General features: G+C 36.6%; 10 protein-coding genes. All 10 read left to right on the top strand.

What is annotated here, in order from left to right; translation table 11 throughout:
• The first annotated feature begins 3 nt into the window (after positions 1-3).
• The 10 genes from IPM14_09625 to IPM14_09580 all read left to right on the top strand — a co-directional run bounded on the left by IPM14_09625 (position 4) and on the right by IPM14_09580 (position 12,674).
• Positions 4-1,986 (top strand): glycosyltransferase, encoded by a 1,983-nt coding sequence (locus tag IPM14_09625; protein MBK9098354.1) that lies wholly within the window; start codon positions 4-6, stop codon positions 1,984-1,986.
• A 2-nt stretch (positions 1,987-1,988) separates the two neighbouring features.
• Positions 1,989-2,939: an acetyl-CoA carboxylase carboxyltransferase subunit alpha gene (locus tag IPM14_09620; GenBank protein MBK9098353.1), complete on the top strand. Its 951-nt coding sequence runs from the start codon at positions 1,989-1,991 to the stop codon at positions 2,937-2,939.
• Between the two features lie 92 nt (positions 2,940-3,031).
• On the top strand, positions 3,032-3,448 hold the full coding sequence (locus tag IPM14_09615; protein ID MBK9098352.1) for an acyl-CoA thioesterase: 417 nt from the start codon (positions 3,032-3,034) through the stop codon (positions 3,446-3,448).
• Positions 3,449-4,294 carry a carboxylating nicotinate-nucleotide diphosphorylase gene (nadC, locus tag IPM14_09610; GenBank protein ID MBK9098351.1) on the top strand — a complete coding sequence of 282 codons (846 nt, stop codon included), beginning with the start codon at positions 3,449-3,451 and terminating at the stop codon, positions 4,292-4,294. It abuts the gene before it with no gap.
• A 9-nt stretch (positions 4,295-4,303) separates the two neighbouring features.
• Positions 4,304-5,773: an oligosaccharide flippase family protein gene (locus IPM14_09605; GenBank protein MBK9098350.1), complete on the top strand. Its 1,470-nt coding sequence runs from the start codon at positions 4,304-4,306 to the stop codon at positions 5,771-5,773.
• On the top strand, positions 5,773-6,228 hold the full coding sequence (dut, locus tag IPM14_09600; GenBank protein ID MBK9098349.1) for a dUTP diphosphatase: 456 nt from the start codon (positions 5,773-5,775) through the stop codon (positions 6,226-6,228). The genes IPM14_09605 and dut overlap by 1 nt, the downstream gene beginning before the upstream one ends.
• A gap of 104 nt (positions 6,229-6,332) precedes the next feature.
• The gene (gene dnaE, locus IPM14_09595; protein ID MBK9098348.1) at positions 6,333-9,794 is read left to right on the top strand and encodes a DNA polymerase III subunit alpha; all 3,462 of its coding nucleotides are present in this window, start codon (positions 6,333-6,335) and stop codon (positions 9,792-9,794) included.
• A 96-nt stretch (positions 9,795-9,890) separates the two neighbouring features.
• Positions 9,891-10,715, top strand: a complete 825-nt coding sequence (locus IPM14_09590) for an SDR family oxidoreductase (GenBank protein MBK9098347.1) — start codon at positions 9,891-9,893, stop codon at positions 10,713-10,715.
• Positions 10,716-10,739: 24 nt separating this feature from the next.
• Complete coding sequence (gene trxA / locus IPM14_09585) at positions 10,740-11,060, top strand: thioredoxin (GenBank protein MBK9098346.1); 321 nt, start codon at positions 10,740-10,742, stop codon at positions 11,058-11,060.
• 30 nt (positions 11,061-11,090) lie between these two features.
• A complete protein-coding gene (locus IPM14_09580; protein MBK9098345.1) occupies positions 11,091-12,674 on the top strand; it encodes a phosphoglycerate dehydrogenase in 1,584 nt (527 codons plus the stop codon).
• The last annotated feature ends 4 nt before the right edge of the window (positions 12,675-12,678 follow it).

Genomic DNA, 12,678 nt, shown 5'->3' with positions numbered 1-12,678 from the left:
TCCTTGGATCTCTCCATTATCATAGTTAATTACAATGTAAAAGAATTCCTTCAGAATCTTCTCCACTCAATTGAAAAAGCTTCATCTAATATTTCAAAAGAAATTATTGTTATTGATAATGCTTCCGATGACGGCAGCGTTGAAGTTCTCAAAGAAAAATTTCCTTCAGTAATTCTGATTGAAAACAAAGTCAATGCCGGCTTCGGTACTGCAAATAACCAGGGACTAACAATCGCAAAAGGAAAGTACATTCTTTTTATCAACCCGGATTGTATTGTAAGCGAAGACATTTTTGATAAAATGATTTCATTCTTTGAAGAACATCCTCAATGCGGATTAGCCGGCTGCAAGATTCTGAATTCAGATGGAACACTTCAACTTGCTTGCAGAAGAAGTTTCCCCGGTCCGTGGACTTCATTCACAAAAGTAACAGGTTTAAGCAATCTCTTTCCAAAAAGCAGAATATTTGCCCGTTACAATCTCACTTATCTTGATGAAAATCAAACTTACGAGGTTGATGCACTCTCCGGTTCATTTATGATGATGAGAAAAGCTATTTACAATACTGTCGGCGGGTTTGACGAAAAGTTTTTTATGTATGGAGAAGATCTCGATTTATGCTACCGTGTTCAAAAAGCCGGGCACAAAGTTTTTTATGTTCATTCAACACAGGTAATACATTATAAAGGTGAGAGCACTAAACGAAGTAATCTTGATGAAACAAAACTATTTTACGATGCGATGCACCTATTTGTTAAAAAACATCTTTCCAGTTTTCCGCTGGTAGAAATTATTCTTCGCTCCGCAATTGGTTTCAGGAAGCTGTTTGCATTTTTAGGAAAAAGAAAGCTGTCTCTTTATTCTGCACTTGCAGATTTCGTTCTGTTTAATATCTCACTTTTTGCTGCTGAAAAATTTTATAAGAATGTAACCGAGTGGGTTGGTTTTGATCCCGGAGCTTACTGGATAGTTTACACATTCCCGGCACTAATCTACATGTTGGTAGCTGTACTTTCGGGTGTTTATAAAAAAGATGAAGTTTCAGTCTTAAGAAATTTTGGAGCGATGTTGATAAGTTTTTTAATCATTACATCAGCAACATTTTTCTTCAAACAATATGCATTCAGCCGTGCGGTTGTTCTTATAACATTTATTCTGCTCCTATTTGGAACAACTCTCTATCGCATCTTTCTTAAATTATTTTTTAAAATCGGGATAAAGCTCGATGGTGCCTTGAACAGAAGAACCGTAATCGTTGGAACTGATGATGAGGCAGTAGAGATCGCTAAAAAAATAAAATCTCAAAAAGCAGAATTGCATAGTTTTATCGGACTTATTGGCAAAACGCATTCCGATATTGGACAGGAAGTTAGTGAGTTTAGAATTGTTGGAAGCATAGGTAACATCAAAAATGTTTTTTCTGAAAAGAAAATTAATGAGGTTATTTTTTCATCTGAAGAAATTTCTTATTCCGACATGATGTCGATAGTATCAGCCAGTAAAGACCACAATGTCGATTTCAAAATTGTCGGTTCCGATATGAACTTTGTAGTCGGAAAAGGTTCAGTTTCAATGCTTGATGATATTCCGCTTGTGGAAGTCAACTACAATATTTCAAATCCAACGGTGCAGACACTAAAAGTTGTATTCGATTATGTTATTTCATTTGCGGTTTTATTCACTCTTTATCCATTTGTATTCTTACTATCGAAGTTATCTGAGAAAAAAACAGATTTGAGAACATTTGTACTGTCGGTTCCACAGGTTATTTCTGGGAAATGTAGTTTAGTCGGACCCAAAAAATCTGTTCTTGTTGAAAGTATGAATTTAGGGAAAGCAGGTTTAACAGGTTTGTGGTATATTGACGAGGGCACATTTACAGATTCTGAAAAACTCGATTTTTACTATGTGAAGAACCAGAATATCTGGCTTGATCTTGAGATACTCGGAAAAACTCTGAATAAAATGTTGAGTAAAGGAGATTAAATATGGGCAAAACAATACTTGATTTTGAAAAACCGGTTTATGAGCTCGAGCAAAAGCTCGATGAAATGAAAAAATCTTCCGACAGGCTCGGAATTGAAAAAGAAATTGCGCGCATTGAAGTTAAAGTTGCGCAGCTTAAAGAAGAACTTTATAAAGATCTTTCGCGCTGGCAGAGAGTTCAGCTTGCACGGCATCCTGACAGACCATACACACTTGACTACATCAACTTGATGACAACCAATTTTGTTGAGCTTCATGGCGACAGGCATTATCGTGATGATAAAGCAATTGTTGGCGGATTTGCTCAGCTTGATGATTATAAAGTTATGATCATAGGTCATCAAAAAGGAAGAGACACAAAGTCAAATGTCTACAGAAATTTTGGAATGGCAAATCCTGAAGGTTACAGGAAAGCACTTCGTTTGATGAAACTTGCTGAAAAATTTGATAAACCTGTAATCACAATGCTTGATACTCCCGGTGCTTATCCCGGACTCGAAGCCGAAGAACGTGGACAAGCAGAAGCAATTGCCAGAAACTTGTTTGAAATGAGCAAGCTTCGCGTTCCGATGATTGTTTGTATTATTGGCGAAGGCGCAAGCGGCGGCGCATTAGGTATCGGTATTGGAGATAGAATACTTATGCTTGAAAATTGCTGGTATTCTGTTATCAGTCCTGAATCCTGTTCAAGTATTCTATGGAGAAGCTGGGATTATAAAGAACAAGCTGCGGAAGCTCTTAAACTCACAGCAACCGATCTTCTCGAGCAGGGAATTATTGACAGAATTATTCCCGAACCTTTAGGCGGTGCACATAAAAATCATAAAGCAGCGGCTGATAATCTTAAAGCAGCTTTACTTGAAGAACTTGCTAACCTGGTTAAAATAAAAAAAGACAAGCTTGTTCAGAACAGGATTGACAAGTTTGGGAGTATGGGTCCTTACACTGAATAAGTATTTCCCTCAGTGTAAATCATTAATAAAATTTCAATCCCGATATATTCGGGATTTTTTATTTTAGAGTATAAAATTTAGAAGATTCTTTAATGCTGATTCATAAAACAACACTGCGGGTTCGTTACGCTGATACTGATCAGATGAATTATGCGTACAACGGAAAATATTTTGAATACTTCGAAGTTGGACGAACCGAAATGATGCGTGAACAGGGATTAACTTATCGAACAATTGAAGAGAGCGGTTATCAGATGCCGGTATATGAAGCATTCTTGCAATTTAAAAATCCTGCTTTTTATGATGAGCTGCTCGAAGTTGAAACGCGGGTTGAAAAACTACCAACAGCAAAAGTTCATATTGATCATACAGTTAGAAGTGTTGATAGGAATATTGTGATTGCTGAAGGATACATCGAGCTTGCGTTCATAAAATCTGACACAAAGAGAATTACACGCGCACCGGAGTTTTTTCTTAACGCAATGAAAAAACATTTTGCCGAGGGATAATTGGAAGATTACCTTAAAAAAATAATCCGTGAAGCACTCGATGAAGATATTCAATCCGGAGATATAACAACTCAGGCAATTATTCCTGAATTAATTTTTGGAACTGGGAAATTTCTCATCAAAGCAAACGGGGTAATAGCTGGTTTAAAGGTTACTCAAAATGTTTTTCAATTAATTGATGAAGGAATTGTTTTCAGTCAGTTTGTTGATGATGGAAAGAAAGTAAATCGGGGAGTAATTGTTGCGGAAGTAACTGGGAAAGCGTCATCAATACTAACTGCGGAAAGGACTGCTCTTAATTTTCTTCAGAGAATGAGTGGTGTTGCAACTATGACAAATAAATTCGTTGAGGAAATAAGTCACACCAAAGCAAAGATTCTCGACACTCGGAAAACAGTTCCCGGACTCAGATTACTTGACAAAGATGCTGTTCGTTTAGGTGGCGGGAAAAATCATCGCATCGGATTATTCGATATGTTTCTTATTAAAGATAATCACATAGAGATTGCCGGTTCTATTACTAAAGCTATCGATGCTTGTAGAAAATTTCATAAAAATAAAAATTCAGATCTCAAAATTGAAGTCGAAGCAAAAAATCTTGATGAAGTAAAAGAAGCTTTAGCTTGTAATGCTGATATTATTATGCTTGATAACTTCACCATCGATCTTACAAAAAAGGCTGTTGAAATTATTGGAGGTAAATGTTTGGTGGAAGCGTCTGGTAATATCAATTTAGAAAATGTAAAAGAAGTTGCTGAAACCGGGGTTGATTTTATTTCAGTTGGTGCATTGACTCACAGTGTAAAAGCGCTCGACATCTCACTTGAAGTTGAATTGAGGAAGTAAAAATCTTTGATGTTCGATAAACTAAAAGAACTAACGAAAGACACTGCCATTTACGGCATCAGCACGATGGTTGGCAGGTTTCTTAATTTTATTCTCGTTCCTCTCTACACAAATATTTTCGCTCCTGCTGATTACGGAATCATCCAGCTTATTTATGCTTATATGGCGATTCTGAATATAGTTTTCATTTACGGGCTCGATTCGGCTTTTCTCAAGTTTGCTTCATTCAAAGATATCGGAGATGATAAAGATAATTTTTCAACGCCTTACATTTCAGTTTTCGGAACTTCGCTTCTGTTTGTTTTTTTAATAGTGATGAACGTCAGCGTAATCGGAACTTCTCTGCGAATTCCGACTGACTATCAATATCTGGTTTATTTATCTGCTGCAATTTTATTTCTTGATGCGAATGTAGTCATTCCATTCCTGAAGCTTCGGCTGGAAAGAAGAGCAAAAATATTTTCTCTGTACAGGATCGTCAATATTATGGTGAACATTTTATTGAATGTTTATCTGATAGTGATTCTCAAGTGGGGAATTGAAGCTATTGTTATAAGCAACCTGATTGCTTCTGCTGTTTCGCTAGTGTTAGTATTGCCAACCATCATCAAAAATTTTCGATTCAAGTTTCATTCAGTTCTTTTTAAAAGAATGCTGAAGTTTGGACTGCCTTTCCTTCCAGCGGGATTTGCGGTTATGCTTGTCCAGGTTATAGATGTTCCAATTCTCGAAAAACTTACTGACCTTCAAACCGTCGGTATTTACAAAGCAAACTACAAGCTCGGAATTTTTATGATGCTGTATGTAAATATGTTTCAGTTTGCGTGGCAGCCGTTCTTTCTTCAAAATGCAAAAGAACCGAATGCAAAAGAAATGTTTTCCAAAGTACTTACTTATTTTACTCTGGTCGGAAGTTTTATGCTAGTTGTTCTTTCATTGTTCATTAATGACATTGCTCAAATAAAGATAGCAGGATTCACACTTATTGGTTCAGAATACTGGTCGGGTCTGCATATTATTCCGATTGTTTTGCTTGCATACCTGATTAATGGAGTGTATACAGTTTTTTCGGCAGGAATTTATATCGAAGAAAAAAGTATTTATGTTCCTTTCATTACCGGAACAGGCGCGATTGTAAATGTAGTCGCAAACTTTTTATTGATCCCGGTTTTGAGTTTAACTGGTGCTGCAATTGCAACACTCGCAAGTTATCTGGTGATGGCATTGGGATACTATTTTGTAACGCAAAAATTTTTCCAGGTTAAATACGAGCTGAAAAGAATCGGACACATTATGTTTGCTGTAATGATAACAGGGGCTCTGTTTTATTATTTACATTCAACGGGTAATTTATTATTTGTGCATAAAATTTTAATCCTGATAATTTTCTCGCTGTATATTTATTTTGTTGCAGTAAATAGAAATGAAATTAACTTGATAAAAAATAAATTTGCAGAGAGCAGAAGAAAGAAAAGCTGATGCCGCAGGAAATTGAAATTAAATTTAAGCGATTAAGAAAAGAACTGGATCATATTCCATTGCCATCATACGCAACAAAAGGAAGTGCAGGACTCGATATTTACGCAGCTATTGAAAACCCAATAACTCTTCCACACGGCGCAATTGAAATGGTTCCGACAAATATCTCAGTCGAAATTCCTGAAGGATATGAAATCCAGGTGAGACCAAGAAGTGGACTCGCTGCAAAACACGGAATCGGAATTTTAAATTCTCCCGGCACAATCGATTCAGATTATCGTGGTGAGATTAAAATTATAATCATAAACCTCGGCAAAGAAGATTTTGTAATTCAACCCGCAGAGCGAATTGCGCAGCTCGTCTTGTCGAAAGTTTATACGGCAAAATTTATTGAAACGGATGAACTGAATGATACTTCTCGTGGTGAAGGTGGCTTTGGACATACGGGGCGTTGATTAATTAATTTTATCTCTGTGCATTTTATTTTTAACTTGTAGTAGTTCGGTTCAGAAATTTTTCTTCTCACAGCTTTATAAATTCTAAATTACTTTTTTAACTAATGGCAGAATTCATTCATCTCCATAATCATAGTCATTACAGTCTTCAGGATGGTGCCTGCACCGTTGATGGTTTGATTGATGCTGCAAAAAAATTCAATATGAAATCTGTTGCACTTACAGATCACGGTGTTTTGTACGGCATAATCGAATTCTATAAAAAAGCAGTGAAAGCAGGAATAAAACCAATTCTTGGAATGGAAGCTTATGTTGTAAATGAAGGCGACAGGTTTGAAAGAAAAAGTTCGCAATCAAATGGAACAGGAAAAAGAAGAAAGAACTACAGCCACTTAATTCTTCTTGCAAAGAACAAAGAAGGATATAAAAATTTAACAAAGCTTTCCACTCTCGGACACACCGAAGGATTTTATTACCGGCCAAGAATTGATCTTGAGCTTTTGAGAAAATATCGCGATGGATTAGTCTGCACATCAGCCTGTGCCGGCGGAGTTGTATCAACTCATCTAGTTCATAACGATTATGAAAAAGCAAAGCAAGTTGCCAGAACTTACAAAGAAATTTTCGGCGATGATTTCTATCTCGAAATCCAGAATCACAATATGGATGTCGAGAAGCCGATACTTGAAAATATGCCCAGGATTGCCAAGGAACTTGATATCAAATTAGTTGCTACAAATGACTGCCATTATATTGACAAAGATCACGCAGTTGCACACAACATACTTTTACTTCTCGGCGATAAGATGGGAGATGAGAATTACACAAATCTCAGATACGGAACCGACCAGGTTTACTTCAAATCAGTAGACGAGATGGTCAAGCTTTTCAAGAATCACAAGCAGGCAATTGAGAGTACGTTGGAGATCGATTCTAAAATAGATTTGAAGCTCGACTTCAATGAATATCACTTCCCGAGTTTTCCTATTCCGGAAGAATCATCGGCAAAAAATGCAGACGAGTATTTTGAGCAGCTTGCCTGGAAAGGACTCGAGAAAAAGAAACTTGAACAAACAAAAGAAATTGAGGAGCGCTTTAAGTATGAACTGGATACCATAAAGAAGATGGGATTCTCAGGATACTTTCTCGTTGTTCAGGATTTCATCAACTCAGCAAAAGAAAAAAATATTCCAGTCGGACCTGGCAGAGGAAGTGTTGCAGGAAGCCTCGTAGCGTATGCTTTGGGAATAACTAATATCAATCCACTCGAATTCAATTTACTATTTGAAAGATTTTTGAACCCGGAAAGAAAATCAATGCCTGATATTGATGTCGATTTTGCCGATGATCAGCGAGGCGAAGTGATTGATTACGTTAGGAAAAAATATGGTGATAACAGTGTCAGTCAAATCGTAACTTTCAACAGGCTTTCATCGAAAGCAGTCATTCGAGATGTTGCGAGAGTTTTGAAGATTCCTATTCCGACAGTAAATAATATTACGAAATACATTCCATCAAAATTCGGAAAAGTATATTCGATAGATCAATCGCTTGCAGAAGTTCCAGAGTTGAAGTGGGTGAAAACTTCAGAAGAACCGCAGATAAAAGAATTAATAAAGTATGCACGTGTTTTAGAAGGAATGAACAGAAATGCATCGAAGCATGCTGCTGGTGTTGTTATCACTCCGGGTGAAGTAAGTGAATATGTTCCTCTAGCGAATGCAGTATCTCAGCAGGAAATTGTAACTCAATACAATATGAAAGACATCGAAAATGTTGGACTGTTGAAAATGGATTTTCTTGGATTGAGAACACTTACAATTATCAGAGACACAATCGATCTTGTTAAGAAAAATTATGATATCGAAATAAACATTGACGAAATTCCTTTCGATGATCAGAAAACATATCAGCTTTTCACAAAGGGACAGACTACCGGCATATTCCAGTTTGAATCGCCACCGATGCGCGAGTATCTGAAAAAACTTCAGCCATCAAGTCTAAACGATCTCGCTGCGATGAACGCACTTTATCGTCCCGGACCGATGGAATTTATTGATGATTTCATTGATAGAAAGTTCGGCAGAAAAAAGGTTGAATATCTTCATCCGATACTCGAAGATATCTTAAAAGAAACATACGGAGTGATCGTCTACCAGGAACAGGTAATTCAGATTGCAAATAAAGTCGGCGGAATAAGTCTAGCAGAAGCTGATATTCTCAGACGTGCAATGGGTAAGAAAGATCTCATTGCAATGAAAGAACAGAAAGCGAAATTCATCAAAGGTGCTGTCGAAAATGGAATCAATAAAAAAGTTGCTGAAGAAATTTTTAATGCAATAGATAAGTTTGCTAACTATGGATTTAACAAAAGTCACGCAGTTGCTTACAGCTATATTGCTTACCAGACAGCATATTTAAAAGCTCATTACACCGCAGAATTTCTTGCTGCAAACCTGACAAATGAATTTGAAAATTCTGCAAAGGTTACAAAGTTTCTTGAAGACTGTAGAAGGTTAAAAATAGAAATTCTCCCACCGGATGTAAATAATCCATCTGTAAATTTTGATGTTGTTGATGGAAAAATTCTGTTTGGTCTTTCGGCAATCAAGAATGTCGGAAAAAGTGCGGTCGAGGAGATAATCAAATCAAGAAATAAACTGGGAAGAAACTTCACCAGCATATTTGATTTCTGCTTGAACGTTGATACAAGAATTGTAAACAAAAGATCGCTTGAAGGTCTAGTTATCGCGGGTGCATTTGACTCTGTTTATAAGAACAGGGCATCACTTTTTGAATCGGTTGAAGTTGCGCTCGAACATTCTCACAAGGTACAGAACTCAAAGCTTGCGTCAGGAGACAATCTTTTCGGTGGTACAGATGATATTATAATTTCCGAACCTTCCTTAAAAAATGCTGAGCCGTGGTCAGAAAAAGAAATGCTTGCTAAAGAGAGAGAAGTTGTTGGATTTTATGTTACAGGTCATCCGCTGCATAAGTACGATATTGAATACAAATCATTTGCAAACTTTCATATCGGCGAAGTTGAAGAGAATGAAGAAATAGAAAATGTAAGAGCATGCGGAATTATTACTGAGGTAAGAACAAAGATTGACAAATCAAACAAACAGATGGCCTTCTTCACAATTGATGATTTCACAGGTTCCTGTGAATGCCTGATGTTTTCAAAAATCTACGCTGAATACGGAAAGTATGTTCAGAAGGACGAAGCTGTATTTGTAGTCGGTAATCTGGAAAGCAGCGGCGATGCAGTGAAGATGCATGTCAACAAATTATTGCCAATTGATGCCGCAAGAAATGAATTAACCGGAAGTATAAAAATTAATATAAATAAAGACAGAACTCCTCCGGAGAAGCTTCGGGAACTTCAAACTGTCATGGAAAAATATCCGGGAAAAATTCCTGTTTTCATTCAGTTATTCTCGAATGGCAGCCGCAAATCTGCATACGCTCTAAAAAATCACAGGGTTGAATTAACAAACGAATTCTTTTCAGATCTAAACAAATTGTTTGGTGAAGATTCATTTCTTTTAAACACCAAATAGTAGTAATATGTAATTCAGTTGTACGTTAATTTATTTGTGTGACTTTCACCTATTTTGTATTATTACACTCACTAATAAATCAATATTTCATCATCTATGGACAAAGAAGCAAACAAAAAATTCTGGGCACTAATTTTAGGCGCATCCTCCGGATTCGGCGGTGCAACCGCAATGAAGCTTGCCGAGGATGGTTATAACATTATCGGAATTCATCTCGATCGCCAGGCAACAATGCCGAATGTTGAAAAGATAATAAACCATATTAAATCGAAGGGACGGGAAGCCTGGTTCTACAATGTAAATGCAGCAGATCAATTTAAAAGAACTGAAATTATCACCGAGTTAAAATCCAAGCTTGGAAGCGATGCATCCATTAAAATAATTATGCATTCGCTTGCATTCGGTACATTGAAGAGTTTTGTTCCTAAAAAAGATGATGAACAGCCGATTACACATGCTCAAATGGAAATGACACTTGATGTAATGGCTCACTCGCTGGTTTATTGGGTTCAGGAAGTTTATTTGGCGAATCTTCTTGCAAAGAAAGGAAGAATATTTGCGATGACAAGCTCTGGAAGTCACACTGCAATTCCATATTATGGTGCAGTGTCAGCGGCAAAAGCAGCTCTTGAATCACACGTAAGACAGTTAGCAATTGAACTTGGACATATGGAAACAGGCGTAACTGCAATAATGGCAGGAGTGACAGATACACCTGCGTTACGCAAAATACCGGGAAACGAAGCGATGATAAAAGTGGCAGAAGTAAAAAATCCAAGAGGAAGATTAACCACACCTGAAGATGTCGCAAAAATCATTTCACTTTTAAGCAGAGATGGAGGCGAATGGATTAGCGGCGGAATGATAAATGCTGATGGAGGCGAAGATATTGTTAGTTACACAGGAAAAACCATCAATTAAATTTTTTCATTAAAGGGATTTATAATGAAACCAGTTGAAATTACAGATCAGAATTTTGAAACAGAAGTAATCAAATCAGACAAACCAGTTCTAATAGATTTTTGGGCTGTATGGTGCGGACCTTGTAAACTCATCGCACCAATAGTTGAAGAATTAGCCAATGAGTATGATGGCAAAGTTAAAATCGGAAAACTGGATGTTGACTCCAATCAGCAAACTTCAATTAAATATGGTGTTCGCAGTATTCCAACACTGCTTCTTTTCAAAGATGGAAATTTGAAGGATACGATTATCGGAGCAGTTCCAAAAAGTAAAATTGTTGAAAAGCTAAACGCTGCTTTATAACTTCAATAAAAATCTTTATTAATTTTTGTAATGAAGAAAATCCTTATCAGCGATTCCGTTGATGAAAAGTGTACTGCTATTTTAAATTCAGCCGGATTCCAGGTTGATTATAAAACTGATTTAACTTCCGAAGAATTATCAAATATAATTTCCGAATACAATGCTCTCATCGTGCGAAGTTCGACGCAGGTAGATTCTAACTTAATTGAACGAATGCAAAAAATGGAAGTGATCGGAAGAGCTGGTGCCGGTGTTGATAACATTGATGTAAAAGCTGCAACAAGAAAAGGTATTTTAGTTATGAACACACCCGGCGGAAACACAATTTCCGCTGCTGAACACACTATTGCTCTGATTCTTGCTGCTTCGAGAAAAATCCCACAGGCAAATATTTCTCTACATTTAAAAAAATGGGATAGAAAAAGATTTCAGGGGACTGAACTTTTTGGAAAAACACTTGGCTTAATTGGTCTAGGTAAAATTGGAAAAGAAGTTGCTGTCAGGGCGAAAGCTTTCGGGATGAAAATTATTTCTTTTGACCCGCTTGTAGCAGCTGACTCAATTAATGATTTAGGGATTCAACTCGTTCCGTTGGATGAAATATGGAATAGTGCAGATATCATTTCCGTTCATACACCATTAAATGACAGAACAAAAAATCTGATCTCATATGAGCAGATTTCGAAATGTAAAACAGGTGTGACAATAATAAACTGTGCACGCGGTGGGATAGTGAACGAAAAAGATCTATTGAAAGCTTTGAAGGAGGGAAAAGTATCTGCCGTTGGACTGGATGTTTTTGAAACGGAACCGCCTGACTTTAGTAATGGATTAATTCAACACCCATCAGTTGTATCAACACCTCATCTTGGTGCATCAACAGAGGAAGCTCAGCAAAAAGTTGCGGTTCAGATTGCGGAACAGATTGTCGGATATTTTAAAAATGGTTCTTCATCAGGTGCTGTGAATGCATCAGGATTAAAAGAAATTTCAAACGAAAATTTAAAAGCATTTATAAAGCTTTCTGAAAAGATGGGAAAACTACTTTCACAGATCAGAAAAGAAAATTTGAAGAAATTATCGATCACTTTTTATGGAGAACTTTTTAACACTAACGAAAAAATAATCTCGAATGCTTTGTTAAAGGGATTTCTTGCTGAGCAATTGGATGTAAATGTTAATTACATTAACGCACCTGTGTTAGCTGATGAGTTGGGAATTGTAATTGATGAAACAATTTCAACCGGGCAGCACAATTATTTAAATCTGATCAAATTAGAAATGATGACCAGTTCTTCCAGCTGGAGTTTATCGGGAACAGTGTTTGGAAATAGTGAAGTACGAATAGTTGAGATAAATGATTACCCTGTTGAATTTAAACCTGAAGGTAGTATTCTTATTTATTTAAATATTGACAAGCCCGGAATGCTTTCTTCTGTCAGCAGTAAATTAGCTGCAGCAAATTTTAACATTGCAAGTCTTTCTCTCGGAAGAAAAACTGAAGGTGAAGATGCAATGACTATAATAAATATTGACAGTCAAATTAACGCAGATGTTGAGAAATCAATTTCAGAGATAGAAGGCATAAAGGATATTTATTCGGTTTATATTTGATTTT

The sequence above is a fragment of the bacterium genome (assembly GCA_016716565.1).
In the GTDB taxonomy this organism is placed as follows: Bacteria; Bacteroidota; Ignavibacteria; order Ignavibacteriales; family Ignavibacteriaceae; genus IGN2.
Note: the sequence above shows the minus strand (reverse complement) of the source record. Positions and strands in the feature narration are given on the sequence as shown.

What these genes read in the sequence shown, in the direction of transcription:
- IPM14_09620 (MBK9098353.1), top strand. Translation starts at nt 1,989, where the DNA reads ATGGGCAAAACAATACTTGATTTTGAAAAACCGGTTTATGAGCTCGAG.
- IPM14_09615 (MBK9098352.1), top strand. Translation starts at nt 3,032, where the DNA reads ATGCTGATTCATAAAACAACACTGCGGGTTCGTTACGCTGATACTGAT.
- IPM14_09605 (MBK9098350.1), top strand. Translation starts at nt 4,304, where the DNA reads ATGTTCGATAAACTAAAAGAACTAACGAAAGACACTGCCATTTACGGC.
- dut (MBK9098349.1), top strand. Translation starts at nt 5,773, where the DNA reads ATGCCGCAGGAAATTGAAATTAAATTTAAGCGATTAAGAAAAGAACTG.
- dnaE (MBK9098348.1), top strand. Translation starts at nt 6,333, where the DNA reads ATGGCAGAATTCATTCATCTCCATAATCATAGTCATTACAGTCTTCAG.
- IPM14_09590 (MBK9098347.1), top strand. Translation starts at nt 9,891, where the DNA reads ATGGACAAAGAAGCAAACAAAAAATTCTGGGCACTAATTTTAGGCGCA.
- trxA (MBK9098346.1), top strand. Translation starts at nt 10,740, where the DNA reads ATGAAACCAGTTGAAATTACAGATCAGAATTTTGAAACAGAAGTAATC.
- IPM14_09580 (MBK9098345.1), top strand. Translation starts at nt 11,091, where the DNA reads ATGAAGAAAATCCTTATCAGCGATTCCGTTGATGAAAAGTGTACTGCT.